At 74.5% G+C, this 25,707-nt stretch carries 23 protein-coding genes and 1 pseudogene; 13 read left to right on the top strand and 11 right to left on the bottom strand.

The genetic code is table 11. From position 1 onward, the window contains the following. Positions 1 to 85: 85 nt before the first annotated feature. Both ACWGIS_RS31995 and ACWGIS_RS31990 read right to left on the bottom strand, forming a co-directional pair. Positions 86 to 1,957 carry a bifunctional sugar phosphate isomerase/epimerase/4-hydroxyphenylpyruvate dioxygenase family protein gene (locus tag ACWGIS_RS31995; protein ID WP_453365988.1) on the bottom strand — a complete coding sequence of 624 codons (1,872 nt, stop codon included), beginning with the start codon at positions 1,955 to 1,957 and terminating at the stop codon, positions 86 to 88. A gap of 460 nt (positions 1,958 to 2,417) precedes the next feature. Further along, the gene (locus ACWGIS_RS31990) at positions 2,418 to 3,293 is read right to left on the bottom strand and encodes a shikimate dehydrogenase (protein WP_453365987.1); all 876 of its coding nucleotides are present in this window, start codon (positions 3,291 to 3,293) and stop codon (positions 2,418 to 2,420) included. Positions 3,294 to 3,534: 241 nt separating this feature from the next. Between ACWGIS_RS31990 and ACWGIS_RS31985 the strand changes: the two genes are divergently transcribed. Both ACWGIS_RS31985 and ACWGIS_RS31980 read left to right on the top strand, forming a co-directional pair. After that, positions 3,535 to 4,200 carry a TetR/AcrR family transcriptional regulator gene (locus tag ACWGIS_RS31985; RefSeq protein WP_453365986.1) on the top strand — a complete coding sequence of 222 codons (666 nt, stop codon included), beginning with the start codon at positions 3,535 to 3,537 and terminating at the stop codon, positions 4,198 to 4,200. A gap of 365 nt (positions 4,201 to 4,565) precedes the next feature. Next, complete coding sequence (locus tag ACWGIS_RS31980) at positions 4,566 to 5,861, top strand: MFS transporter (RefSeq protein ID WP_453365990.1); 1,296 nt, start codon at positions 4,566 to 4,568, stop codon at positions 5,859 to 5,861. Between the two features lie 538 nt (positions 5,862 to 6,399). On the opposite strand, the gene ACWGIS_RS31975 is transcribed toward ACWGIS_RS31980, so the two are convergent. Continuing rightward, the gene (locus ACWGIS_RS31975; protein ID WP_453365985.1) at positions 6,400 to 6,996 is read right to left on the bottom strand and encodes a TetR/AcrR family transcriptional regulator; all 597 of its coding nucleotides are present in this window, start codon (positions 6,994 to 6,996) and stop codon (positions 6,400 to 6,402) included. A 198-nt stretch (positions 6,997 to 7,194) separates the two neighbouring features. Between ACWGIS_RS31975 and ACWGIS_RS31970 the strand changes: the two genes are divergently transcribed. Then, positions 7,195 to 8,157: an NAD(P)-dependent oxidoreductase gene (locus ACWGIS_RS31970; protein WP_453365984.1), complete on the top strand. Its 963-nt coding sequence runs from the start codon at positions 7,195 to 7,197 to the stop codon at positions 8,155 to 8,157. Here the strand turns inward: ACWGIS_RS31970 and ACWGIS_RS31965 are convergent. After that, positions 8,110 to 8,613, bottom strand: a complete 504-nt coding sequence (locus ACWGIS_RS31965; protein ID WP_453365983.1) for a TIGR03618 family F420-dependent PPOX class oxidoreductase — start codon at positions 8,611 to 8,613, stop codon at positions 8,110 to 8,112. The genes ACWGIS_RS31970 and ACWGIS_RS31965 overlap by 48 nt on opposite strands. A gap of 210 nt (positions 8,614 to 8,823) precedes the next feature. On the opposite strand from ACWGIS_RS31965, the gene ACWGIS_RS31960 reads away from it, so the two are divergent. The 3 genes from ACWGIS_RS31960 (at position 8,824) to ACWGIS_RS31950 (ending at position 12,147) form a co-directional block, all read left to right on the top strand. Next, the gene (locus tag ACWGIS_RS31960) at positions 8,824 to 9,402 is read left to right on the top strand and encodes a TetR/AcrR family transcriptional regulator (RefSeq protein WP_453365982.1); all 579 of its coding nucleotides are present in this window, start codon (positions 8,824 to 8,826) and stop codon (positions 9,400 to 9,402) included. Further along, positions 9,399 to 10,850, top strand: coding sequence for an MFS transporter (locus tag ACWGIS_RS31955; RefSeq protein WP_453365981.1), 1,452 nt, complete (start codon positions 9,399 to 9,401; stop codon positions 10,848 to 10,850). The genes ACWGIS_RS31960 and ACWGIS_RS31955 overlap by 4 nt, the downstream gene beginning before the upstream one ends. A gap of 70 nt (positions 10,851 to 10,920) precedes the next feature. Further along, complete coding sequence (locus tag ACWGIS_RS31950) at positions 10,921 to 12,147, top strand: serine hydrolase domain-containing protein (protein ID WP_453365980.1); 1,227 nt, start codon at positions 10,921 to 10,923, stop codon at positions 12,145 to 12,147. Positions 12,148 to 12,242: 95 nt separating this feature from the next. Here ACWGIS_RS31950 and ribA read toward each other — a convergent pair whose 3' ends face one another. Beyond that, complete coding sequence (gene ribA / locus ACWGIS_RS31945) at positions 12,243 to 12,938, bottom strand: GTP cyclohydrolase II (RefSeq protein ID WP_453365979.1); 696 nt, start codon at positions 12,936 to 12,938, stop codon at positions 12,243 to 12,245. 61 nt (positions 12,939 to 12,999) lie between these two features. On the opposite strand from ribA, the gene ACWGIS_RS31940 reads away from it, so the two are divergent. Further along, the gene (locus ACWGIS_RS31940; RefSeq protein ID WP_453365989.1) at positions 13,000 to 13,878 is read left to right on the top strand and encodes a creatininase family protein; all 879 of its coding nucleotides are present in this window, start codon (positions 13,000 to 13,002) and stop codon (positions 13,876 to 13,878) included. Between the two features lie 308 nt (positions 13,879 to 14,186). Here the strand turns inward: ACWGIS_RS31940 and ACWGIS_RS31935 are convergent. From ACWGIS_RS31935 to ACWGIS_RS31915, 5 genes and pseudogenes are all read right to left on the bottom strand, one after another. Next, a pseudogene (locus ACWGIS_RS31935) lies at positions 14,187 to 15,398 on the bottom strand (lysylphosphatidylglycerol synthase transmembrane domain-containing protein); the annotation flags it as partial. Positions 15,399 to 15,721: 323 nt separating this feature from the next. Then, positions 15,722 to 16,636, bottom strand: coding sequence for a class I SAM-dependent methyltransferase (locus tag ACWGIS_RS31930; RefSeq protein WP_453365978.1), 915 nt, complete (start codon positions 16,634 to 16,636; stop codon positions 15,722 to 15,724). After that, a complete protein-coding gene (locus ACWGIS_RS31925; protein ID WP_453365977.1) occupies positions 16,633 to 17,823 on the bottom strand; it encodes a glycosyltransferase family 4 protein in 1,191 nt (396 codons plus the stop codon). Before ACWGIS_RS31925 ends, ACWGIS_RS31930 begins: the two co-directional genes overlap by 4 nt. After that, a complete protein-coding gene (locus ACWGIS_RS31920; RefSeq protein ID WP_453365976.1) occupies positions 17,820 to 18,218 on the bottom strand; it encodes a 6-pyruvoyl trahydropterin synthase family protein in 399 nt (132 codons plus the stop codon). The genes ACWGIS_RS31925 and ACWGIS_RS31920 overlap by 4 nt, the downstream gene beginning before the upstream one ends. 152 nt (positions 18,219 to 18,370) lie before the next feature. Further along, on the bottom strand, positions 18,371 to 19,351 hold the full coding sequence (locus tag ACWGIS_RS31915; RefSeq protein WP_453365975.1) for a zinc-dependent alcohol dehydrogenase: 981 nt from the start codon (positions 19,349 to 19,351) through the stop codon (positions 18,371 to 18,373). Between the two features lie 108 nt (positions 19,352 to 19,459). Here ACWGIS_RS31915 and ACWGIS_RS31910 point away from each other — a divergent pair, with 108 nt between their 5' ends. Next, the gene (locus ACWGIS_RS31910; protein ID WP_453365974.1) at positions 19,460 to 20,260 is read left to right on the top strand and encodes a CDP-alcohol phosphatidyltransferase family protein; all 801 of its coding nucleotides are present in this window, start codon (positions 19,460 to 19,462) and stop codon (positions 20,258 to 20,260) included. Here ACWGIS_RS31910 and ACWGIS_RS31905 read toward each other — a convergent pair. Next, positions 20,232 to 20,993 (bottom strand): alpha/beta hydrolase family protein, encoded by a 762-nt coding sequence (locus ACWGIS_RS31905; protein ID WP_453365973.1) that lies wholly within the window; start codon positions 20,991 to 20,993, stop codon positions 20,232 to 20,234. The genes ACWGIS_RS31910 and ACWGIS_RS31905 overlap by 29 nt on opposite strands. Positions 20,994 to 21,128: 135 nt before the next feature. Between ACWGIS_RS31905 and ACWGIS_RS31900 the strand changes: the two genes are divergently transcribed. From ACWGIS_RS31900 to ACWGIS_RS31880, 5 genes are all read left to right on the top strand, one after another. Further along, the gene (locus ACWGIS_RS31900) at positions 21,129 to 21,362 is read left to right on the top strand and encodes a DUF6480 family protein (RefSeq protein WP_453365972.1); all 234 of its coding nucleotides are present in this window, start codon (positions 21,129 to 21,131) and stop codon (positions 21,360 to 21,362) included. Between the two features lie 186 nt (positions 21,363 to 21,548). Then, positions 21,549 to 22,661 carry a glycosyltransferase gene (locus tag ACWGIS_RS31895; protein ID WP_453365971.1) on the top strand — a complete coding sequence of 371 codons (1,113 nt, stop codon included), beginning with the start codon at positions 21,549 to 21,551 and terminating at the stop codon, positions 22,659 to 22,661. Continuing rightward, positions 22,658 to 23,731: a glycosyltransferase family 4 protein gene (locus tag ACWGIS_RS31890; RefSeq protein ID WP_453365970.1), complete on the top strand. Its 1,074-nt coding sequence runs from the start codon at positions 22,658 to 22,660 to the stop codon at positions 23,729 to 23,731. The genes ACWGIS_RS31895 and ACWGIS_RS31890 overlap by 4 nt, the downstream gene beginning before the upstream one ends. After that, complete coding sequence (locus ACWGIS_RS31885) at positions 23,728 to 24,741, top strand: glycosyltransferase (protein ID WP_453365969.1); 1,014 nt, start codon at positions 23,728 to 23,730, stop codon at positions 24,739 to 24,741. Before ACWGIS_RS31890 ends, ACWGIS_RS31885 begins: the two co-directional genes overlap by 4 nt. Further along, positions 24,729 to 25,592, top strand: a complete 864-nt coding sequence (locus ACWGIS_RS31880) for a glycosyltransferase family 2 protein (RefSeq protein ID WP_453365968.1) — start codon at positions 24,729 to 24,731, stop codon at positions 25,590 to 25,592. The genes ACWGIS_RS31885 and ACWGIS_RS31880 overlap by 13 nt, the downstream gene beginning before the upstream one ends. Positions 25,593 to 25,707 lie beyond the last annotated feature (115 nt).

Genomic DNA, 25,707 nt, shown 5'->3' with positions numbered 1-25,707 from the left:
CCGCTCACACGCGGTGGCCCGGGCCTTCGCGGTGCCGGGCGCGGCGTCCCCGCCCCGGCTTCCGGTGTCCTCGCCGGCGTCCTCGTCAGCGGAGGGGGCGTGAGGCGTGCTGCGCCGCGAGCCGCACCGGGGCGTTCACCGCTCCGTAGCCGCGGTAGCCGTCGTCACGCTGGACGAGTTCGAAGAAGACGCGGCCGACGGTCTCGGTGTAGCAGTGGCGGAATTCCCCCTCCGCGTCGCGGTCGTAGAGGATGCCGAGTTCGCGGTACGCCGCCAGCTCGGCGTCCGGGAACGCGTACCGGGCCGCCAGGTCGTCGTAGTAGTTCGCCGGGATCGGCAGCAGGCGCCCGCCCGCGGCACGGAAGCGGCGGGCGGCGGCCACCACGTCCGCCGTGGCCAGCGCGATGTGCTGGGAGCGGGCGCCGTCGTCGGCGGGGCCGGGGCCCACTCCGAGGGCGATCCGGACACTGCCGTCGGCGTCGGCGACGGCGCGGCTGCGGTGCAGGCCGTAGGGGTCCGCCACGTCGACGCTCTCCTGCGCGGCGAGCCCGAGCACGCTGCGGTGGAAGAGGGCGGCCTCGTCGAACTGGTGCCAGGGCTGGGTGAGCGCCAGGTGGTCGATGCGTTGGACGGGTCCCGGCACGGACTGCTGGGGAGCACTGGACGCCCTGGGCGCACCGGTCGCGCCGAGAGCCCCTGGCCCACCGGTCGCACCGAGAAGGTCCGGCTGCTCGTCCGTACGTGCGAAGTCCTGGGTCCAGCTGGGGAGTTCGGGGCGGTCCGTGGCGCAGAAGAAGAGTTCGGTGCCGTCGGGAGCGGACACGGCGTCGAGCGGCGCGTCCCCGGGGGCGCGGCGGCGGGGCAGCACGGGTGCGAGGAGGGCCTCGGCGCGACGGGCGGCTCCCGCCGGGTCGGGTGACTCCAGGCCGACGGCGGCGAGAGCGGTGCCGTCGCGGCGGACGTGCGGTCCCGTGTTGACCAGGACACGGGCCTCGCCCTGCTCCCAGAGGTCGACAGGCTTGCTGCGATGCCGGGCGGTGCGGGTGAAGCCGAGGGCGCCCAGGACGGCGGAGACGGGTTCGGCGTCGGGGGTGACGAGTTCGGCGAAGGCGACGCCGGTGGGCACGGCGGGGGCCGGCGGCGCGGCGAGACCGGCGGCCTCCTGGAGGACGAGCAGGGAGCGCTGGGCGTCGACGGCGGTCGGTCCGGCCTCCGCCTGGCGGAAGACGTCGTTGAACACCTCCAGGGAGAGCGGACCCCGGTACCCGGCGCGCATCACGTGGCCCAGCAGTCCGGCGAGGTCGAAGCCGCCCTGGCCGGGGAAGCAGCGGTAGTGGCGGCTCCACTGCAGGACGTCCATGGCCATCAGCGGGGCGTCGGCCAGCTGGAGGAAGAAGATCTTCTCGCCGGGGATGTCCTCGATGCCCTTCGGGTCGGACCCGCGGGCGAGGATGTGGAAGCTGTCCAGGCAGGTGCCGAGGGCGGGGTGGCCGGCCGTCTCGACGATGCGCCAGGCGTGGTCGTAGGTGTGCACGTGCCGCCCCCAGGCGAGTGCCTCGTAGGCGACGCGGATGCCGAACTCCCGCGCCACGTCGGCGAGAGCGCTCAGCTGTCCGGCGGCGAGCGCGTCGTCGTCGACGGCCAGCGGGGAGACGCTGGAGCACACCAGGACGGTGTCGGCGCCCAGCCGTTCCATGAGCGCGAACTTGTGCCGGGCCCGGCGCAGATTGCGTTCGAACTCGTCCGCCGGGACCGCCTCGATGTCGCGCATCGGCTGGTAGAGGTCGATGCTCAGACCGAGGTCGGCCGTGCGGGCGCGGATCTCCTCGGGGGTCAGCGGGCTCGCGAGCAGGTCGTTCTCGAAGATCTCCACGCCGTCGAAGCCCGCCCGGGCCGCGGCCGTGAGCTTCTCGGTCAGGGATCCGCTGAGCGAGACGGTGGCGATGGACGTACGCACGGGCTGCTCCTTCGGGGCGGGTGATGCGGTCCGGCGGCAGGGGGCCGGGGCGGTTGCGGGGTTAGGCGGTAATAGGGGCCGGGGCGGAGGTGCGATGCGGCGGTAGGGGCCGGAGCGGGGAAGTGCGATGCGGCGGTCCGGCCGGGGCGTGGGGCGGGCGGTTCACGGCTCGCCGAGCTGTCAGGGCGGTGCGGCATCGGCGAAGCCGTCGCCCTGAGCGGGGGCCAGCCCGGCAGGGGGCCGGGGCGGTGCTTGCGGTGCGGCGGAAGGGGGCCGGGGCGTGGTGCGGTGCGGGCCGGTTCACAGGCCGCCGCGGGGTCACGGCGGTGCCGCATCGGCGAAGCCGTCGCCCTGAGCGGGGGGCCAGCCCGCCAGGCCCCCGGGCGGTGGTGCGGACCCGCGGCAGGGGCCCTGCCCGGGGTCGCCGCCGGGGCGACGGCACCGGGCCCCGCCCGTGAGGTCAGCGCCGCGCCCCCGCCGCGTCCGCCAGTTCGGCGATGTCGGCCAGCATGCGGACGGTGTCGGGTTCTCGTCCGGTGAACAGCCGGAACGCGTCCGCCGCCTGGAAGACGGCCATGCCACCGCCGTCGAGGGTCGCGCAGCCGAGGGCGCGGGCGGCGCGCAGCAGTTCGGTGTCCAGAGGGCGGTAGACCACTTCGGCGACCCACAGTTCGGGACGGAGCAGCTCGGCCGGCAGGGGAAGGCCCGGGTGTGCGGCCATCCCGGTGGGGGTGGCGTGCACGACCCCGTCGGCCCGGGAGAGCAGTGCGGGCAGCGCGTCCGGCGTGGCGGCGCCCGCGCGTCCGGCGCCGAAGTGGCCGTCGAGCCCGGCGGCGAGCCCGGCGGCACGGTCGGGGAGCGCGTCGACGACGCTCACGTGCCCCGCGCCCAGGGTGAGCAGGGCGTGGGCGACGGCCGCGCCCGCGCCTCCGGCCCCGAGCTGCACGACGTGTTCCAGCGGGGCGTCGGGCAGTCCGCGGGCGAACGAGGCGGCGAATCCGGTCACGTCCGTGTTGTGCCCGACCGCGCGGCCGTCCTCGAAGACGACGGTGTTCACCGCGCCGAGCGCCTCGGCCTGCGGGGACAGCGCGTCGAGGTGGGGGATGACGAGCTGCTTGCAGGGATGGGTGATGTTGAGCCCGTCGAAGCCGAGGGCGCGGGCGCCTCGCACGAGGTCGCCCACCGCCTCCGGTCCCCCGTCGAGCCGGTCGATGTCGATGAGCCGGTACAGGTACCGCAGCCCCTGCCGGTCGGCCTCCCTCTCGTGCAGCCCGGGACTGAGGGAGGGTCCGACGCCGGAACCGACGAGGCCGACGAGATACGAGTCCTTGGTCACGGCGACCTCCTGAGCGATGCCACAGCCTAATGTACGAACTAGTACGTTAGTCATAGCAGGATCTCCTGGTCGCCGGAACCCCCCGCCCGCCTCCGTGTGCGGCGCCGGACCCCGACGGCGGGCACGCCCGGGGCACCGGTCGGCGCCCCCCTCGCGGCCCGGCCCCTCGCGAGACCGGCACTTCCGGGGCGGGGGCCTGCTTCTACAATCGCGAGCACTGGCCCCCGCCCGAAGGAACCCGATGACCAGCGTCGAAGAACCGGCACGACCCAACGGCCGCATTCGCGACGCCGCGCGCACCAGGGCCGAGATCCTCGACGTGGCCACCCAGGAGTTCGCGCGCGCCGGCTACACGGGCGCCCGCGTGGACGAGATCGCCGCCCGCACCCGCACCACGAAGCGGATGATCTACTACTACTTCGGTGGCAAGGAGCAGCTCTTCACGGCCGTTCTGGAGCGGGCGTACTCGGTGATCCGCCAGGCCGAACAGGAGCTGGACGTCGAGCACTTGGACCCGGTCGCGGCGATCCGCCGCCTCGCCGAGGTCACGTTCGACCACCACGAGAGGCACCCCGACTTCATCCGCCTGGTGAGCATCGAGAACATCCACGGCGCGGAGCACATCGCCTCGTCCGAGGAACTGGGCAGAATCGGCTCGCCCGCTCTGGACGTGATCCGCCGCATCCTGGAGGCGGGCCGCAGTTCGGGCCTGTTCACGGCCGACGTCGACGCCGTGGACCTGCACGCGATGATCAGCGCCTTCTGCTTCTTCCGGGTCGCCAACCGGCACACCTTCGGCGCCCTGTTCGGCCGCGACCTGGTGGCTGCCGACCGGCGGGAGCACTACCGCACGATGCTCGGCGACATGGTCATCGCGTATCTGACGGCCGACCGTTCCGCGGACTGAGCACACCGGAATCCGGCCACCCACCGCTACCGACAGGGCGCCTGACCTGCGCTTTCACCCCGGGGCGCCCAGGGGAACGCAATCCGCGCGGCGGCAGCGGACGGCCGGCAGACGGCCGGAGATCCCTCGACGCGACCTCTTGACAGGACGGAAACGCGGGCGCAACATCCGTAGCCAATCCGCTACTAACTATCCAGTGGGTTAATTAGCCGGACGCGCATCCGGCACAGCCGACCCGCACACCCCAGGGATCCGGCTCCTCCCCCTCCGCCACTCCCGTCCCCGGAGTTCCCTCGAAGGAGCACGCCGTGTCTGCCCCACCCACACCGCTCGACGCCCCTCCCGGCCAGCCCCGTAAGGCCGCCATGGCCGCCTGGATCGGCAGCGCCCTGGAGTACTACGACTTCTTCATCTACGGCAGCGCCGCCGCGCTGATCTTCCCCAAGGTCTTCTTCGACGAGTCGGACCCCGCCACCGCGACGCTGCTCTCGCTGGCCACGTTCGGCGTCGCCTACGCCGCGCGGCCGGTCGGCGCGCTCTTCCTCGGGCACTTCGGCGACCGCGTCGGCCGCAAGCGCATCATGGTCTTCACGCTGATGCTGATGGGACTGTCCACGTTCCTCATCGGCTGTCTGCCGACCCGGGACCAGGTCGGCGACCTCGCGCCCGTCCTGCTCGTGCTGTGCCGGGTGCTCCAGGGCATCTCCGCGGCCGGCGAGCAGGCCAGCGCCAACTCCATGTCCCTGGAACACGCGCCGGCGGACCGGCGCGGCTTCTTCACCAGCTTCACGCTCAGCGGCACCCAGGGCGGGCAGCTCCTGGCGACCCTGGTCTTCCTGCCGATCGCCGCGCTCCCCGAGGACCAGCTCCTGTCGTGGGGCTGGCGCGTCCCGTTCTGGCTGAGCGTGGCGGTCGCCATCGCCGGCTTCGTCATCCGCCGCACGCTCCAGGAGACCCCGGCCTTCACCCAGCAGGCCGCCACCGAGGGCGTGGTGCGGCTGCCGCTGGCCGTGCTGCTGCGCGACCACCGCGCGGACGTGCTCCGGGTCGTCGCGGGCGCCGTCATCGCCTCCGTCAGCACGATCTTCACGGTGTGGGCGCTGGCGTACGCGACCAGCGACGCGGTCGGCATGTCCCGCTCCGGGATGCTGTGGGTGGGCGCGCTCGCCAACGTCGTCGCTCTCGGCGCCATCCCCCTGTGGGCCAGGCTCTCCGACCGTATCGGCCGGCGTCCGGTCTTCCTCGTCGGGGCCGTCGGCAGCGCGGTCGCCATGTTCGGCTACCTGTGGGCGATCTCGACGGGCTCGTACCCTCTGGTGCTCGTGCTGGGCATCGTCGCCTTCGGCGTCGTCTACAGCGCGGCGAACGGCGTCTGGCCCGCCTTCTACGGCGAGATGTTCTCCACCCGGGTGCGGCTGTCCGGCATGGCCATCGGCACCCAGATCGGCTTCGCCGTGGCCGGGTTCGCCGTCACGTTCGCCGCGCGGATCGCCGGCCCGGACGGCGACGGCTGGTTCGCCGTGGCCCTGTTCACGGCGGCCCTGTGCGTCCCGCCGGTCATCGCCGCCGTCACCGCCCGCGAGACGCACCGGGTGCCGACCGAGGACCTCGGCGTGCGGACGCCCCGCGCGGCCTCGCGGCACGACTCCGTCCCCGCCTGACCGTCCCCGGGGCCACCACGCCGTACGCGGCCAACCGCCCCTTCTCCCCCGGGATGTCTCCAGGCCCTCAACGGCATACGGCAGTCGGGGGCTCGGGCACCAACGGCGTACGGCAGTTGGGGTCTCCGGCACCAACGGCATACGGCGGTCGAGGGCTCGGGCACAACGCTCGTCCTCAACTCCCGCTCTGAGTAAGGTGGTTGAGATCACCCGGCTCCTTTGGCGCCCCCGGTCCTCGTCCGCGTCGCCCGGCGCGAGCCCGCGCCGGGCCGGTCCCGCGGGCCCCGGATCCGTCACACCGGAGCGATCAAGGCACCGTTACGGGCGGACACCGCGCGCCCGGCGACGTAGAGTTCGACCTCGCGCACACCGGCCGGATTCAGGGACGGCCGGTGTGCGCGGAGCGCGCTCGGGCCGGGCAGCCTCGCCGTGACGGCGGGGGCCGGCGCTCGTCACCATGGCGTCCCGGGCCCGACCGGGTAAGGCATCACGGCGCCGCCCGGCCAACCTCACTGCTACGGAAGCCACTTGACAGGGCTCACGCCCCGCGGTCGACACTCGCGTCCAGCAAGGGGCCCAGCTCACGGGTCACGGTCGTGAGGGCGCGTACGTCCTGTTCGGCCCTGGCGATCAGCAACGCGCCCTCCAGCGCGCTGATCATGAGCGTCGCTAGGGGCTCGGCCCGGTCGGCCGGTACACCCAGGTCCGTCAACGCCCCCGCCACCGGCCCGGTCCAGGACGCGAACGCGGCGGCAACGGCAGTGCGGGTGGACTCGGTGGAGTCCGCGCAGTCCGCCGTCGCGGCGGCCACCGGGCAGCCGGACGCGAAACCGAGCGAGCCGTACTCGTCGGTCCACTGCCGCACCATCGCGGCGAACAGCCCGCTCGGCCTCGGTTCGTCCAGTTCCGCGAGGAACCGGGCGACGCGCCGGCCGGCGTAGCGGCCCGCCCAGCCCACCGCCTCGTTGACCAGCTGCTCCTTGCCGCCGGGGAAGTAGTGCTGGAGTGAACCGCGCGGCGCGCCCGCGTGTTCGGCGACCTCCCGCATGCCGGTCGCGGTGACGCCCTGGCGGCGGATGAGCTGGGCCGCGCTGAACACCATCCGCTCGCGCGGCCCCCGCCCGGAATCCTTCATGTCCGACCTCCCGTCGCCCCGCGTCACCCTCGCCCGGCCGGACCGGGCACCCGTGGACACCCTCGGCGCGGGCCGCCGGGCAACCCCGCCATGAACGTCCGCACCCACTATGACAGCTGTCATGAAGCTGGCTACTATGACAGCTGTCATAGCCAGCGAGCGGTGGGCCACGGGGCCGGCCAGAGACGGCGGTGCCTCGTGCGGGTGGGATTCCTCGGCCTCGGGGTCATGGGTCAGCCGATGGCCCTGAATCTGGCCCGGACCGGCACGCCCCTGATCGTGTGGAACCGCACCGCCGCCAGGGCGGAGCCCCTGCGCGCCGCCGGTGCCGAGGTCGCCGACACTCCCGCCGAGGTCCTCGCCCGCGCGGAGGTGACGTTCCTGATGCTGGCCGACGAGACGGCCACCGACGAGGTCCTCGGCCGCGGCACCTCTGCCTTCGCGGCGGGCGTCGAGGGGCGCACCCTCGTGCACATGGGCACGACGTCGCCGGAGTACTCGCGGGAGCTCGGAGCCGAGGTGCGGGCGGCGGGCGGCCGTTACGCGGAGGCGCCCGTGTCGGGCTCCCGGGTGCCTGCCCAGGAAGGGCGGCTCGTGGCGATGCTGGCCGGGGACGACGCGACCGCGGCGGCCGTACGCCCGCTCCTCGCCCCGATGTGCCACGAGACGTTCGACTGCGGTCCCGTGCCGAACGCGCTGCTGATGAAACTGTCGGTGAACCTGTTCCTGATCACGCTCGTGACCGGTCTCGGGGAGGCGTTCCACTTCGCCGAACGGCAGGGCCTGGACCGGCAGTTGTTCCTCGACGTGCTCGACGCCGGTCCGATGGCGAGCGGGGTCTCGCGGATGAAGGCGCCCAAGCTGCTGACCGGGGACTTCACGGTCCAGGCGGCCGTCCAGGACGTCCTGAAGAACAACCGGCTGATCGCCGGGGCCGCCCGCCGGGCAGGGCTCGCCTCGCCCCTCCTCGACGTCTGCCACGCCCTGTTCGGCGAGGCCGTGGCGCTCGGGCACGGGGGCGCGGACATGGTCGCCGTCCTGCGCGCGATCGAGGCCCGGACCGACACCGGCGGGCGTTCCGCCGAGGGCCCGGACGCCTCGTCCGGCTCCGGGTCAGCGGCCCCGCGGGATGCCGTACGCGCGCTGCACGCGCAGCCGTAGGACGAGGCGGCGGTCGCGGACCATGGCGGCGCGGTAGTCGTCCCAGTCCGGGTGCTCGCCGCGGACGTCCCGGTAGAGCCGGATCAGTTCCTCGACGGTCTCGTCGTGCGGGTCCCGCGCCACAGGCGTGAGGTCCGCCGTGCCCTCGGCCACCGTGTACGCCCACCGGTCGTCGCTGGTGACGTGGTACGAGGCCCGCGGGTCCCTGCGCAGGTTGCGGGTCTTGGCACGGTCGTCGGTGAGCGAGACCCGGACGGTCCGCTCCCGCGGATCGTAGGCGTGGTTCACGTTGGACAGCTGGGGCCGGCCGTCGCGCTTGAGGGTGACCAGCACGCCTCCGTCGTGCTCGCCGAGGAGAGCGAGCAGGGCGTCCTGCGCGTCGTCGGGCCGCTCGCCCGCCTCGGCCCGGCCCGTGCTCGTCACGTCGTTCGCGTCGTCGTGCGCTTCGTGGGTCATACCCGGTCAACGCCGCACCGCGGGCGGGGCATTCCGTGCGGGCGGGGGCCGGTCCGGCGGGGCGCCACTCCAGGCGGTTCGGCACCGTACGGCGTCCGCCGACCGGTCACGGGGCGGCCCCCACTGTGACCGACCCGAATGAGTAGACAGTGTCCACTGAATTCGACCGCAGGCGTAGACACTGTCTACTCACCCTGGTAGACAGTGTCCATGCATGAGCCGGAACCGGGGCTGCGGGCCCGTCTGATCCAGGTCGGGGTCGACCTGGTCACCACCGAGGGGGCGCAGGCCCTGTCCCTGCGGGAGATCGCCCGGCGCGCGGGCGTCTCGCACGGCGCCCCGCGGCGCCACTTCCCGACGCACCTCGCCCTCCTGTCGGCGATCGCGCGCCGCGGCTTCGAGGACCTCGGCGCCCGCGCGGCCCAGGCACTCGGCGACGGCGGGACGGATCCGCGCCCCCGCCTGATGGCACTCGGACGCGTCTACCTGGACTTCGCCTTCGCCAACCCGGGCATGTACGAGCTGATGTTCCGTCACGACATCCTGCGGAGCGACTCGTTGGGGCTGCGCGAGACGAGTCTGCCGCTGTTCGGCGTGTGGGCGGACCTGGTCGGGGAGGCGTGCCCGGAGGCCGACGCACCGCTCGTGGCGGGCGCGTTGTGGGCCAACCTGCACGGCATCGCCCAGCTGTGGAGCTGGGGCAGTCTCCAACTTGCCACCGGCGGCGACGACTTCACCCCGCTGCTGCGGGCCGCACTGGACGCGCATCTCGGGACGGGGACCCGGTGACGCCGCACCGCCTGCTCGTCCTCACGAGCAGTGTCGCCGGCGCGGCGATCGTCGCCCTGGACGGCACCGTGCTGACCATCGCGCAGCCCACGCTCCGCCGGGACCTCGGCGCCTCCTTCGCCCAGGTCCAGTGGACCAGCACCGGCTATCTCATCGCGGTGGCCGCGCTGCTGGTGTTCTCCGGACGGCTCGGCGACCGCTACGGCCACCAGCGGGTCTTCGCCACCGGCGTGCTGGGCTTCGGCGCGACATCGGCCGGGATCGGTCTCTCGTCGGGCATCGGCTGGGTGATCGGGCTCCGCGTGGCCCAGGGCGTCTTCGGCGCGCTGCTCCAGCCGGCCACGCTCGGGATGCTGCGGGCGGCGTTCCCGCCGGACCGGCTCGGCATGCCCGTGGCGCTGCGCACCAGCGCCATCGGCGTGGCCGCGGCGGCAGGCCCCCTCGTCGGCGGGGTGCTGGTCACCCACCTGGGCTGGCGGGCGGTCTTCTTCCTCAACGTCGCGCCGGCCCTCGTACTCGGCGTGCTGGCCCTCGTCGTGCGTGACCCCGCCCGGACGCGGGCCCTTTCCGCCCCCGGGGCCACGGAAGACGGCGCCCCTGGCACGGGGACGGACCCCACTCCGCTCGACGTGCCCGGTGCCTGCCTGCTCGCCGCCGCGCTCGCCCTCCTCGTGCACACCCTGGTCGGCGCGTCGACGGGGAGCGGCGCGACGGGCACCGCCCTCGGCCTGCTCGCGGTCCTGGTCCTGGCAGCCGTGTTCGTCCGCCACGAACGGCGCACCGAAGGCCCGCTGCTGCCGGCCGAGATCGTCGGTTCGGCGACCATCGGCGCGGCGCTCGGCATCCTGGTCACCGCGTCGGCGGCGATGGTCGGGGCCCTCTTCGCCGGGACGTACTTCCTCCAGGACGTCCTCGGGCTCGACCCGCTGCAGAGCAGCCTGCGGGCCCTTCCCGGGCCCGTGATGATGATCCTTGGCGCACCCGCCGCCGCGGTCCTGATGCGGCGTGTCGGGGCCCGGCGGACATGCGTCGCCGGGACGGCGCTCCTCACCGCCGGGGTCTTCGCGCTGTCCCGGCTCGGGCCGGGTGCGGCGGCCCCGGAGATCGGCTTCGGCTTCCTGCTGCTCGGCGCCGGCTTCGGAACGGTGATGGTCACGGCGACGGCCGTCGTCGTGCGCCAGGCGTCCGCGGCGTCGGCGGGGGTCGCGGGCGGGCTCCAGCAGACGGCGATGAACGTCGGACCCACGGTCGGGGTGGCCGTGGCGACCACGCTGATGACGCACGCCGGCGTCGAGATGGGCCTCGCGCTGACCGTCCTCGCCGCGGTCTCCGCCCTGGGACTCCCGCTCGCCCGCGCCCTGCCGGGACGGCCCGCCGCGACCCCCGCGACAGCGCCGCCGGCCGCCCCGGAGGCCCGACCGGAACCACAGGCGGGGAAAGGCCCGTAGGACCCGGTGATCTCTGGGTACAGGACCATCAAGGTGAGTCAGTCCACGAGCCGCAGCCCGGAGGAGTGCCATGGGAGCCCTGCAGCAGGAGGTCGAGCCCGGCGAGGCCGGACTCGATCCCAAGGCGCTCGTCCGGCTGGACGAGCACTTCGCCCACCTCGTCGACACGGGCCGGCTGCCCGGGTACCTGGTCTCCGTGTCCCGGCACGGCCGCGTCGCGCACCTGACGGCGTACGGCCACCGCGACGTCGCGGCGGGCCTGCCGGTCACCACCGACACGCTGTGGCGGATCTACTCGATGACCAAGCCCGTCACCTCGGTGGCCGCGCTGATGCTGCTGGAGGAGGGACGCATAGGTCTGGACGACCCGGTCGGCCGCCACCTCCCCGCCTTCGCCGACCCGCGGGTCCACGTGGCGGGCGAGGGCGCCGAGGTCAGGACCCGTCCGGCCGCCCGGCCCCCGCTGGTCCGGCATCTCATGACGCACACCGCCGGGCTGACCTTCGGCTTCTACCGCACGCACCCCGTCGACGCGCTCTACCGGGCGGCCGGAGTGCAGACGTCGGTGGTCGAGGGCACGGACCTCGCCGCGACCTGCGACGTCTACGCGAGCCTGCCGCTGCAGTTCGAGCCGGGCACCCGGTGGAACTACTCCGTCGCGACGAACGTCCTCGGCCACCTGGTCGAGGTGGTCTCGGGGCAGCCCCTCGACGTGTTCCTCGCCGAGCGGGTCTTCGGCCCGCTCGGGATGACCGACACCGGGTTCCACGTGGACAAGGAGCAGTCCGGACGGCTCGCCGAGCTGTACGGGGAGGACGGCGAGGGCGGCATCACGCCGATCCCGGGGCTGCCCGTGCACGGCCGGCCGCGGCTGCTGTCCGGCAGCGGCGGCCTGGTGGCCACCGCTCACGACTACCACCGCTTCATGGAGTTCCTGCGCCGGCGCGGCGAACTCGACGGCGTCCGGCTGCTGACTCCGGCGACCGTGGACCTGATGACCTCCAACCACCTCCCGGGCGGCGTCGACATCCGCACCCACGGCAGCCCCGGCCACGACGAGCCCGGCAACGCGGGCCTCGGCTTCGGCCTCGGTGTCTCGGTCGTCATCGACCCCGCCGTCACCGCGGCCCCCGCGGGCCCGGGCACGTACGGCTGGAACGGCGTGGCCAGTACGACGTTCCTGGTCGACCCGGGCCGAGACCTGACCGCGCAGTTCATGACCCAGCTGCGTCCCTCCGGGTCGCACACGGTCTTCCCAGACGTCAGGCGCCTGGTGCACGAGGCGGTCGTCGACTGAGGACGCCCTCCCCGTCCGGGACACGAAGCCGGGGTGCGGGACGCGGTACGGGTCGGGGTGCGGGACCCGTACGGGGCGGTGCGGGGCGCCCGCCGTCACTCCTCGGCGGCGCCCGCCTTCGCCGAACCGCAGAAGACGGCCTCCTGCCGGGCACCGTCGAGATGGGGCAGGTAGTGGTCGAGGCGCTCGCGCTTGGTGAGCAGGTAGGCGAGGTTCTCCTCACAGGGCGGGATCAGCAGCGGGACCTGCTCGGTGACCTTGATGCCGTGCCGCAGCAGGGCCTCGCGCTTGCGCGGGTTGTTCGACAGCAGCCGCACCGACCGCACACCCAGGTCGTGCAGCATGTCCGCCGCCACCCGGTAGTCGCGGGCGTCCACCGGAAGGCCGAGGGCGAGATTGGCCTCGACGGTGTCCAGCCCCTCCGCCTGGAGCTTCATCGCCCGCAGCTTGCCGAGCAGACCTATCCCCCGGCCCTCGTGGCCCCGCAGGTAGACGAGGACCCCGCGGCCCTCCGCGACGATCTCCCGCAGCGCCGTGACGAGTTGGGGACCGCATTCGCAGTGGGTGGAGCCGAACGCGTCCCCGGTGAGGCACTCGGAATGCAGCCGGGTGAGGACCTGCTCCTCCCCGATGTCCCCGTACACCAGGACCATCTGTTCCTCGCCGCGGTGGTGGTCCAGATAACCGACCGCCTGGAAATCCCCGTACACCGTGGGCAAGGGCGCGGTCACGACTCGGGTGACACCCGTGGAGTGGGCATTTCCGCCGAGCACGCCGACGTTCTCTGTCATGATCTGTTTCCTATCTGCCGAGCGCGAGCGCGGGCGGTACGAGACGAAAGGCCGGGACAACATGAGCACTTCGGGCATCGAGCCGACGGAGGCCGGGACGGTACCGACGGGCATTTCCGCGCCGCCCGCCGGGAATCAGTCTTTCCCGGGTCGGGATATTCCGGAACCCGCGCCCAACTCCTTGTTCACGTCGGACACTTCGGAAGACGTACGCATTCGCCGGGACGGTGTGCGCCGGCAGGTCGCCGTCCTGCCGGTCGGGAGCTTCGAGCAGCACGGCGCCCATCTGCCGCTCGCGACCGACACGTTGGTGGCCTGCGCGATCGCCCGTGAGATAGCCGCCGCCCATCCCGTCCATCTCCTCCCTCCGGTGACCATCTCCTGCTCCCACGAGCACGCCGGCTGGCCGGGGACCGTCAGCATCTCCTCCGTCACCCTGCACGCGGTGGTACGGGACATCGCCCAATCCCTGCGCCGGTCCGGGGTCGACGTCCTGGTCCTGGTCAACGGCCACGGCGGAAATTACGTGCTGGGCAACGTCGTTCAGGAATCCGTGGGCAGCGGGACGCGTATGGCGCTTTTCCCCGCCGCCGAGGACTGGGAGGCGGCGCGCGTCGCGGCCGGTGTCCGGACCTCCCTGCTCAGCGATATGCACGCCGGGGAAATAGAGACCTCCATCCTTCTGCACACTCATCCCGAGTCGGTACGGCCCGGTTACGAGACCACCGATTTCCTCGCCGACGACCGGCGGCATCTCCTCACCGTCGGGATGTCGGCCTATACCGAGTCCGGTGTCGTCGGGCGGCCCTCACTGGCGTCCGCCGAAAAGGGAAAGGCGCTGCTGGCGGAGCTGGCCGCTTCCTTCGACGCGTATTTCTCCCTGCTCACCTCGGACGCGGTGCTCCCCGGGGACGCGGCCGACGGCCGTCGCCGGCCGTGACGCGCCGCCGGCTTCGGCCGGGCGGGAGGTGAGCGGGGGAAGGGCGCGGGAGACACGGGGTGGCTGCGGAGCTGCCCGGCACCGGGCGCGGCCACCGGGGCGGCGGCGCGGACGGCGGTGCCGGGGGCGGCCACCGGCGTACGCGGTGGGAGGGGCCCCTCGTACGCCGGGACGGGCCGCGCCGGTCCGGTGACCGGGACGGGGCGGACCGCCGTCCCACCGGGCCCCACGTCCCCGACGCCGGGCGGGACAGCGCTCGCGAGGCGCCACGGGCCGGATTCCCGGACGGCGCGCGCCCCGGCGGTGACCGGCTCACCCACCGGGTGGGCGCTCATCCCGGCGAGCGGCGGAGCCGACTCCGGGCCGGTGCTCGTCCCGTTGACCGCCGGGGACGGACGCGGCACAAAGGCGGACGGCTCCGCGAGCGGCCCGGCGGGGACCTCGGCGACCGTCCGCGTGGGGGCGGAGTGCCCGTCGGTGCGCCGGACCCCGGCGTACCAGCGGACGACCAGCACGAGGACGCCCGGCAGGGCCGCCACGAAACTCAGCACGCCGTACACGACGGCGACGGTCAGTCCGGTGCTCGCCCCCAGTCCCGCCGCGCCGAAGGCCCAGGCGGTGACGCCCTCCCTGGGACCCCAGCCGCCGATGTTCAGCGGCAGGCCCATGGCGAGCAGCGCCAGCAGCGCGAGGGGCAGCAACTCGGCGGCCGACGCGGCCGATCCGGCGACCCGGGCGGCGAGCAGGAACATGGCGAGATGGCCGGCCAGCACCACCGCCGAGGACACCAGGACGCCGAGCCGGCTGCCGCGGCCGAGGAGTGCCTGCCGTGCCTCGGCGAGGGCGGCGCGTACCGCGCGACGCCGGGGCGAGGAGCCGGGGGGCCGGCCCATCCGGACGGCGGCCAGCACCGCCACGGCGCCGAGCGCGGCCGGCACGAGCAGCCCGGTGACGTGCCGGGCCTGCTCCAGCACCGGCGAGGGCCGGGTGAGCAGGACCGCCGCGCCGAAGACGACCAGGACCGCCTGGCCCGCCGTCCGTTCGAGGACCACCGCGCGGACGCCGCGGCCGACGTCGCCGGCGCTCTGCCCGTGCCGTACCGCGCGGTGGACGTCGCCGAGGACGCCGCCGGGCAGTGCCGCGTTCAGGAACAGAGCCCGGTAGTAGTCCGCGACGGCCGCGCCGAGCGGAAGCCCGATGCCCAGGCCGCGGGCGACCAGGCGCCAGCGCCAGGCGCTGAACACCGTGGTGAGCAGGCCGAGTCCGAGCCCCAGGAGGAGCGCCGGCCCGTCGACGCGCCGCAGGCCGTCCAGGAAGACTCCGGTGCCGAGCCGCCACAGCAGCACGGCGAGGATGGCGGTTCCGGCGACCGTGCCGAGGTGGGCCCGCAGGACCCGGAGACCGACCCGCGGGCGGCCGGCCGGCGCACCGGTCCGGCCCCGCGGCGCCCGCGCGTCCGGACCGGCCCCGGCGTCGGGCACGCCCGCACCTGCCGAGCGGTCCTGTCGCCGCGCCCTCACGAGCCGGCCGACCGCGGGCCGATGCCCGGCCCCGGTCGAAGGGGCGTCGGAGTCCACCGGACCGAGCGAGCAGGCAGCACCCGCCGACGACCGGAATGTCGCGTCCGTGTCCGGCCGACCGACCGAGCCAGGCGCGTCCGTCGGTGGCCGGAGCGTCGCGGCCGCATCCACCACGCCGACGGAGCCGGACGCGCCCGCCGACGGCCGGAGCGCCGACGCCTCATCCGCCACGCCGACGGAGCCAGCCGCGTCCGCCGACGGCCGCAGCGCCGACGCCGTGCCCGGCGCCCCCGTGCCCGCTTCCGTCCGTGCCCCCCGGGCGTTCATGAGTGGCCGCCCGCCGGTTCCGGCAGGGCCAGGAGGTCGGTGTGCTGGACCTCCACGCGCAGCTCGCCGGCCTCGCAGGCGGCGAGACGGCGGCGCAGAAACTCTTCGGCGGCGTCGGCCAGCCCGGGCCGCTGTTCGACGGCCGCCGCCACCCAGCCGCGCAGCCACTCGGCGGTCAGCGCGGCGTGCGCGGCGCCGAGCCGCCAGGGGCTCGGTTGCACGCGCACCGTCGCCCCGTGCCGGGTGAAGATCTCGCGGGCCGCGGTGACGGCGTCGGGTCCGAGGAGTCCGCCGCGCCGCTGGTGTTCGTTGAAGGCGTCCGCGATCTCGTCGTCCAGCGGGTCGGCCGGGGTGAGCCGGACACGGCCGGCGACGGAGAGCGTGAGCAGCGCCGGGCAGCCCGCGTCGGCGCAGGCCGCGGCGAGCACCTCGACCTCGTCACGGGTGAGCACGTCCAGCAGGGCGGACGCCGTCACCAGCGAGGCGCCGGCCAGCCCGTCCGCGGTCAGCCGTCCGATGTCCCCGCGCTGCGTGGTCACGGTGACCGGGCCGCCGTCGGCGGAGGCGCGGGGCGCCCGCACGCCGGCGAAGTGCAGGAGGTAGGGGTCGCGGTCGTAGAGGACCCAGTGCTGGGGACCGTCGAGCAGCGGCGCGAGCCAGCGGCCCATGGAGCCGGTTCCGCAGCCGAGGTCGTGGACGACCAGGCCGTTGCCTCGGGGCGGCAGGCCGGCGAGGTGTGTCCGCAGGGGTTCGAGCAGGGCGTGCGCCCGGGCGTTGGCGTCGGCGCCCTCGCGCAACTCCAGCCAGCGAGGGGCGAATCGGGGCACCTCGACGGCTTCCTCGCTCGCGGGGCCGGTGGCGTCGGCCGCCCGTGTCCGTTCCGGTGACCCTGACGGGCTCGTCACGTTCATGCGGCCCTCCGGGGTTCCTGCCCGAGGTGTCCGAGGACGCCCGCGAGGCTCCGTGCGGTCGCCGCCCAGCCGCCGAGGGCGGCCCGGCGTCCCCGTGCGGCCGACTTCAGCCGGCGGCGCACGTCGGCCTCGCCGAACCAGCCGCGCAGTTCGGCGGCCAGGGCGGCGGGGTCCTCGGGCGGTACGAGGATGCCGGGCACCCCGCCGTCCGGGGCGCGGCCCACCGCTTCCGGGACTCCGCCGACGTCCGTCGCCAGCACGGGGATTCCGCGGGCGAGGGCCTCGGTCACCGCCATGCCGTAGGTCTCGGCGTAGGAGGTGAGGACCATGAGGTCGGCGGCGGCGTAGCTCGCGTCGAGTTCCGCGCCGGCCTGGGGTCCCGCGAGGCGCAGCCGGTCCTCCAGTCCGAACCCGGCGATGAGGGCGCGGAGCCGGGTGACGTACTCCGGGTCGTGGCCGAGGGGGCCGACGCAGACGCAGTTCCAGGGCAGGTCGGTGACGGTCGCGAGGGCCTCGACCAGCCGGTGCTGGCCCTTGCGGGGGGTCACCGCGGCGACGCACAGCAGTTGGGAGACGCCGTCGGTGCCCGCGGCGAGGGGGGCGATGTCGGCACCGGGGACGGCGGCGTGGACGCGCTCGGGGGCGAGTCCGTGGTGGGCGACGAGCCGGCGGACGGCCCAGTCGCTGGTGGCCACGACCGCGGACACGGCGCGCAGGGTGGTGCGTTCCAGCGCGTCCAGCTCCGCGGCGACGGCGGGGGCGAGGCCCCGTTCGTCGCCGAGCGGCAGATGCACGAGGACCGCCAGCCGCAGTCGGGCGGCCTCGGGCACGACCACCTCGGGGACGCCGCAGGCGACGAGGCCGTCCAGCAGGACGACGGAGCCGTCGGGCAACTCCGCGAGGGTGCGGGCCAGTTCGGCACGGGCCGCGGGTTCCGGCCGGGGCCAGGCGCCCGCGACGGCGTGCCGGCGGACCTGCCAGCCGAAGCCGGGCAGGTCGAGACAGACCCGCCGGTCGTAGGCGTTGCCGCCGCTCGGCGCGGTGGGGTCGTCGACGCCGCCGGGCATGACGAAGTGCACGAGGCTGAGGGACATGGGGATGATCTCGGCGTTCTTGAGGGCCGCGTGCTGCACGGGCACGTAGTCCAGGCGGCCTTCGGCGGCCTGTTCCAGGGTCACGTCGGTCACAGGCCACGCTCGTAACTCGCCCAGGCGATGTGCGACTCGTGCAGCGTGACGGTGATGCCGGCGAGGCCGCGGGCGCCTTCGCCGAGCGCTCCGGCGTGCACGCGGTCGGCGAGGCGGTCGGCGATCACCTTGGCCAGGAACTCCGTCGAGGTGTTGGTGCCGGCGAAGACGGGCTCGTTGTCGAGGTTGCGGTAGTTCAGCTCGCTCACCACGGCGCCGAGCTCCTGTGTGGCCAGTCCGATGTCGACGACGATGTTGTCGTCGTCCAGCTCGGCACGCCGGAAGGTGGCGTCCACGAGGAACGTCGCACCGTGCAGGCGCTGGGCGGGTCCGAAGACCTCGCCCTGGAAGCTGTGGGCGATCATGAGGTGATCGCGGACGGTGATACTGAACAACGGACGACCCTCCAGGTGCGGTGCGTCTGATCCCCTGCCGGGGGCCATGCCGTGTAGTACGGCTGACCCGTTCGCGTTGTTCAGCCGCCCGTTCTCCTTCTTTCCGGGGCCCTCGCGGGGTTTCCCCTGAGGTCAGGCGGCCGTGCGGGGAATCAGCCGGCTGGGTAGCGGACTCGGTGGCACAGCCCCGGGATCTCGCCGGAGGCGAGCCGGGGCAGGACGTCGGGCAGCTCCTCGAAGGCGCACTCGCCGGTGATCAGCGCGTCGAAGGCGGGATCGGCCAGGAGTTCGAGGGCGAGGGCGAGCCGGTCGGCGTAACCGCGGCTGCCGCGCCGGGCCGGGGAGACGGACCCCACCTGGCTGCTGCGCAGGACGAGCCGGCGGGAGTGGAATGCCTCGCCGAGCGGCACGGCGACGCGGCGGTCGCCGTACCAGCTCAGTTCGAGCACGGTGCCCTCGGTGGCGGCGAGTTCGAGCGACCGGGCCAGGCCGGCGTCGGTGGCGCTGGCGTGGACGACGAGGTCGAGGTCGCCCGCCGCGTCCTCGGGCAGGGCGAAGTCGGCCCCGATCGCGCGGGCGACCTCCGCGCGCGCCGGGTTCGCGTCGACGAGCTGGAGGCGTACACCGGGGAACCGCGCGAGCAGCGCCGCGACGGAGGAGCCGACCATGCCGGCGCCGACCACGGCGACGCGGTCGCCGATGAGCGGCGCCGCGTCCCAGAGGGCGTTCACGGCGGTCTCGACGGTCCCGGCCAGGATCGCCCTGCCGGGCGGGACGTCGTCCGGGACGACGGTGACGGAGCTCGCGGGGACGACGTAGCGGGTCTGGTGTGGGGCGAGGCAGAAGACGGTCCTGCCGAGCAGACCGGCCGGACCCTCCTCCACCTCTCCGACACTCAGGTAGCCGTATTTCACGGGGCCGGGGAAGTCGCCTTCCTGGAACGGCGCCCGCATGGCGCCGTACTGGCTCTCCGGCACCCCGCCGCGGAAGACGAGGGTCTCCGTGCCCCGGCTGACGCCGGAGTACAGCGACCGCACGAGGACCTCCTCGCCGGTGGGCGCGGACAGGGCCGACTCCCTGATCTCGCCGTGTCCCGGGGACCTGAGCCAGAAGGCGCGGGCCGTGGGTTGCATGGGCGTCCTCCTGAACGATCGGCCGACTCCCCACGTACGCAGCTATGAGAAGTCGCGGACAACGTACGCGGCGTTGATCGAATCTGTCACTCGGCCGGAGGGTGAGCGGTGGCCCTGAACAACACGTACGACGCAAGGCTCGCGCAGCAGGAGACGGCGGTGGGAGCGGGCGCGCAGCTGCTGCTCCTCGCGCTCCTGGGGGCGGCGATCGGGCTGGGGCCCGCGGGCTGGCTCACGGGGCTGGCCTTCGGGATCGCCACCTGGGCCGTCCTGAACCGGGCCCTGCGCCGTTCGCAGCCCCTGCCCTTCGGGCCGGCGAACCGTGTCACCCTCGGCCGGGCGATCCTGGTCGGTGGTGTCACCGCGCTGGTCGCCGACTCCTTCGAGAGTTCGCCGCCGCTGACGCTGTTCGTCGGTCTGACGGCGGTGGCGCTGATCCTGGACGGCGTGGACGGCAAGGTGGCCCGCCGCACGGGCACCTCGTCCGCGCTGGGCGCGCGCTTCGACATGGAGGTCGACGCGTTCCTGATCCTGGTGCTGAGCGTGTACGTCGCCATGTCGCTGGGGCCGTGGGTGCTGCTGATCGGCACGATGCGGTACGTGTTCGTGGCGGCGGCCCGGGTGCTGCCGTGGCTGAACGGGGCGCTGCCGCCGAGCATGGCGCGCAAGACGGTGGCGGCGCTCCAGGGTGTCGTGCTGCTGGTCGCGGCGGCGGGTGTGCTGGGCCGCTCGCTGACGTTCGCACTGGTTCTGCTGGCGCTGGCCCTGCTGAGCTGGTCCTTCGGGCGGGACGTCGCGTGGCTGTGGCGGACGGCGGCGGGCCGGGCCCGCGGTGCCGCGTACGGCGCCCCGATGCCGTCTCCGGTCCGTGCGGCCGAGGTCAGCGCTGCCGGGCGAGGAAGGTCTTGACCCGCTTCCACACGTCCGGCTGCTGGGTGAGGATGCCGTTCCCGTGGGCGGCCCCCGACACCAGCCGGAGTTCCCCGCCCCGGGACTTCTTCGCCAGCCCGTGCAGCTCCTCGGCGTCCTCGGCGAACTGCCCGTCGCCGCGCGCCGCCACCAGGTAGAGGGGCATGGTCAGCCGGGGCACCGCCTCGGTCGCGTCGAGAGCGTGGTAGAAGCCGGGTCCGGAGAGGGAGACGACCGCGGCGACCTCGGGCTTGATCTCCGCGGCGGCGACGAGCGAGGCGGTGCCGCCCTTGGAGGCGCCCATCAGGATGATCTTCTTCGCCCCCTCGTGCCGCAGCCGGGCGGCGGCGGCCACCAGTTCGGGCACCTCGGACCCGCTGCTGTCGACGGCGAGCACCCGGTACCCGTCCCCGGCCAGCTCGTCCGCGGCCGGGACCCAGGAGCAGACGTTGTCGTCCGACTGGTGGGAGAGGACGACTCCGGTGGCACCGCCGCCCGCGGCGTAGCCGCCGACCTCGTTGCCCTCGGTGTCCTCGAAGGTCACCGATCTCTTGAGCTGTTTGCCCGTCAGGCACCCGAAGTCGTCGGCCGCGTCCTTGCCCGTGGTCGCCGTCGCCGTCGCCGGTTTCCGGTCGGCGCGGTCGTCGGTGCCCCCTTCGCCGTCGTCGCAGCCCGACAGCGCGAGCGCCGTGGCGCAGAGCGCCGTGACGGCGGCCAGGACCGGTCGCTTCATGTCTCTCCCCCCGCAGGAAACTCGCCGCAAGCTAACTGCCGGGCCGGGCCGCGTCAACGGAGCGGACGGACCCGCCCACGCGAAACGGGCGGCTCTTTCATGTGAGGGGTGCGCCCGGAGGGGGACTCGATGCCCATGAGTGACGCACGTTCGAATCCAGATCCCGATCCGCGCACCACCACAGGTCTCGGACCCGGCGGCGACGTGCCACCGGGCGAGACGCCGCCCGCCGAGAGCAGCATGCCGGGAGCGGGTCCGCGGGAGACGCACAATCCGACCACCGGCTGGGCGAAGGCGCCGCTGGCCGTCATCCTGATCCTCGCCGTGCTGTGCGCCGCCTTCTTCCTGGCGTACGCCAGCCTCCTGTAGCTCGCCATCCGCTCACCCGGCGGCGGCAGGGCGCACGGCCGGCCGTGGGGCCGGTCACGTCCGTCACTGATCCCTCACTGGTCGCGTACTTGTCTCAGGTCACATACATCCCTTTTGTGGGTCGGGGTACTCCGGTGCCACTCACACGTGCCGCTCCGTAGCGGCCGACCCACAGGGAGGCAACCAGTGAAGACCCTCGTGGATCCCACGCCGGCGACGCTGCGGACGGTGCGGCGGGAGCGCCGGGTCCGCGTCGCGTCCGTACCGGCCGGGCACGTGTACGTGGCGCACCTCCTGTCGCCCGACGGGAACGGTGTGGTGGATCTGCTGACGGACCCGCGCCCCAACGGCGCCCCGAGCACCTCCCAGCGCTGGTGGCCGCCCGTCATGCTCGACCCGGCCTGGGCCGAGGCGCACCACGAGGACTTCGACGTCTACCACCTGCACTTCGGCTTCGACGCGCAGTCGCCGGACCGGTTGCGGGCGCTGGTGGCGGCGCTGCGCCGGCACGGCAAGCCGTTCGTGCAGACGGTGCACGACCTGCGCAACCCGCACCAGCCCGACCCGCGTCCGCACCGGGCCGCGCTGGACGTCCTGATCCCGGCGGCCGACCGGCTGATCACGCTCACCCAGGGCGCCGCCGACCAGATCGAACGGCACTGGGGGCGCACCGCCCGGGTGATCCCCCACCCCCACGTGGTCGAGGAGCCGGAACTGTCGGCGCCTCGCCCCTCGCACCCCGGCTTCGTGATCGGCGTGCACGCCAAGAGCATCCGCCCGAACATGCGCCCGCTGCCAGTGATCCGCGCGCTCGCCGACCTGCTGCCGGACCTGCCCGGGGCGAGACTGCGGGTCGACATCCACACGGAGACCGCCGACCCCGGCGCCCACGCCTACGCGCCCGAGACCCTGGCCGCCCTGCGTTCCCTGGCCGACGCGGGCCGCGTCGACCTGCACGTCCACGACTACTTCGACGACGCGGAGCTGTACCGCTATCTGCGCTCGCTTGACCTGTCGGTGCTGCCCTACGCGTTCGGCACGCACTCGGGATGGCTGGAAGCCTGCCACGACCTGGGGACGGCCGTCGCGGTCTCCGACTGCGGCCACTACGCGGAGCAGCGCCCGTGCCACACGTACCGCATGACGGACGAGGGGCCCGACGCCGCCTCCCTGCGCGCCGCGGTGGAGGCCGCGTACCGCGGGCGTCCCGCTCCCCGGGCCGATCCCGCCGCCCGCCGGGCGGAACGGCGTGCCGTGGCCGCCGCGCACCGGGCGCTCTACGAGGACCTGCTGCGATGAGCGCGCGCCTGAAGGTCGCGCTGATCGCCTCCGCGCGCTACCCCATCCGCGAGCCGTTCGCCGGCGGTCTGGAGGCCCACACGTGGGCGCTGGCCCGGGAGCTCGGCCGGCGCGGGCACCATGTCACCCTGTTCGCCGGAGCGGGCTCGGACCCGGCCCTCGGCGTCCACGAACTGCCGGTCCACCGCGCCGTGTTCAGCGACGCCGCGCGGGCGGACCTGTCCATGACGGACCCCTCGTCGCTCGCCGAGCACCACGCCTATCTGCGGCTGATGGTCGATCTGTGCCAGGACGGCGGCTCCCCCTACGACGTCATCCACAACAACAGCCTCCACTACCTGCCCGTGGCCATGGCGCCGGCGCTGCGCACCCCGGTGGTGACCACGCTGCACACCCCGCCCACGCCGTGGCTGGAGTCGGCCGTCCAGACGAGCCCCGGGTACCGCGGGCACTTCACGGCGGTGAGCGACCACACGGCACGGTCCTGGGCGCCCCTCGTCCCGTCCGCGCACGTCATCCACAACGGCGTCGACACCGAGCGCTGGCGTCCGGGGCCCGGCGGCACGGACCTGGTGTGGTTCGGGCGGCTGGTGCCCGAGAAGGGCCCGCACCTGGCGATCGAGGCGGCGCGCGAGGCCGGGCTGCCGCTGCGGCTGGCCGGCCCGACGCCGGACCGCGACTACTTCGACCGCCGTATCGCCCCCCGTCTGGGCGACGGCGTCTCCTACGAGGGGCACCTCACGCGGGACGAGCTGGCGGCCTTGGTCGGCCGGGCCGGGGCGGTCCTGGCCACGCCCTGCTGGGACGAGCCGTACGGACTGGTGGTGGCGGAGGCCCTGGCCTGCGGCACCCCGGTGTGCGGTTTCGACCGGGGCGCGCTGAAGGAGATCCTGACCCCCGACTGCGGCCGGCTCGTGCCCTGGCCCGACACGTCGGCGCTGGCCGGGGCGATCGGGGAGACTCTGGCGCTCGACCGGGCGGCCTGCCGGGAACGCGCCGTGCGGCACTGCTCGCTGGAGGCCATGACCGACCGGTACGAGCAGCTGTACGAGGAGCTGAGGGCGGCATGATCGGCTACTACGTCCACCACCAGGGGCGCGGTCATCTGCACCGGGCCGTCTGCGTCGCCCGGCACACCGCGCAGCCGGTGACGGGGCTGTCCAGCCTGCCCCGTCCGGCGGACTGGCGGGGGCCCTGGGTGCGGTTGCCGCTCGACACCGGCGGCACGCTGCGTGACGTCGAGGCCAACGGCCGGCTGCACTGGGCGCCCGTGGGCCACGACGGCTACCGCCGCCGGATGGGCCTGGTCGCCGAATGGATCACCCGCGAGCGGCCCTCGCTGCTGGTCAGCGACGTGTCCGTGGAGATCGCCGGGCTCGGCAGGCTCATGGGCGTGCCCGTCGTCGTCGCGGCGATGCGCGGCGAGCGCCTGGACCCCGCCCACCGGCTCGCGTACGACCTGGCCCGCGGACTGCTCGCCCCCTGGCCGGCCGAGCTCCCCGAACCGGGCTGGCCCGGGCACTGGTACGCCAAGACCCTGTACGCCGGGGCCTTCTCCCGCGAGGACGGCCGGCCCCGGCTCACCGGGGCGCCCCGCTCCGACGGGCGGCGCCGGGTGCTGGTCATGCTGGGCGCCGGCGGCGACGACGTCGACCAGGCCCGGCTGGCGGAGGCCCGGCGCTCGACACCGGGCTGGGAGTGGACCGTCCTCGGCGGAAGCGCCGGCTGGTCCGCGGACCCCTGGCCCCTGCTCTGCGCGGCGGACGTCGTCGTCACCCACGCCGGCCAGAACGCGCTGGCCGAGTGCGCGGCGGCGCGCCGGCCGGCCGTGGTGATCCCGCAGGACCGGCCCTTCGGCGAGCAGCGGGCCTCCGGCCGCGCGCTGGCCGAGGGCGGTGTCGCGCTCGTCCGGCCGGACTGGCCCGCCGGCCCGCAGTGGCCGGGCGTCCTGTCCGAGGCGGTCCGGCTCGGCGGCGACGGCTGGGCCCGCTGGTCGTACGGGGACGGCGCCCGGCGCGCCGCCTCCTTCCTGGACCGGCTGGCCGGTCCGGTCCTGGAGGAGGCGTCGTGGGTCGCGTAGCCGTGATCACCCCGGTGTCCGGGCGGCACGAGCACCTGCTGCTCCAGCAGCGGGCGCTGGCCGCCGGCAGCCGGCGCCCGGACCACTACGTCGTGGTCACCATGGACGACCCCGCCGCGGGACGGCTGGTGGCCCGCGGGGAACCGCCCGGTGACCCCGTCGCGGTGGAGCGGCCGCCGGGCGCGCGGGGGCTGCCGCTCGCCGCGGCTCGCAACGCCGGCGCCCGGCGGGCGCTGGAGCGGGGCGCCGACTGCCTCGTCTTCCTCGACGTGGACTGCGTGCCCGGCCCGGAGACCGTCGCCCGCTACGCCGAGGCCGCCCGCGACGGCAGCATCCTGTGCGGCACCGTCAGCTACCTCCCCCCGCCGCCGCCCGGCGGCTACCGGCTCGGCGACCTGCACTCCCTGGCCGAGCCGCACCCCGCCCGCCCGGTGCCCGGCCCGGACGAGGTCGTCCACGAGGCGGACCCGGCCCTCTTCTGGTCGCTCTCCTTCGCCGTGACGGCGACGGCCTGGGAGCGCATCGGCGGCTTCTGCGAGGAGTACACCGGGTACGGCGGCGAGGACACGGACTTCGCGCTGCTGGCCGCCGAGGCGGGCGTCGGCATCGCGTGGCTCGGCGGCGCCCCGGCCTACCACCAGCACCACGCGGTGAGCCGTCCTCCCGTCGAGCACCTGGACGACATCCTGCGCAACGGCGCCCTGTTCAACCGGCGCTGGGGCCACTGGCCGATGCGGGGGTGGCTGGAGGAATTCGCCCGGCTGGGTCTCGTGCGGCACGACCCGCGCAGCGACGGCTGGGTCAGGACGGCGGAGGCGCCGCGGCGGTCCGACCCGGTGGCCGGACGGTGACCCCGTGCGCGCGGTACGGGGGCGCCCGGGGCCCGCGGGAGGCCGCCGTGTCGAAACGGACGAGCCGGGTACCGGGAGGGGTACCCAAGTGTCCGAACCGGTCCCGGGACACGGA

It is taken from the genome of Streptomyces sp. NPDC054842, assembly GCF_053611025.1.
Note: the sequence above shows the minus strand (reverse complement) of the source record. Positions and strands in the feature narration are given on the sequence as shown.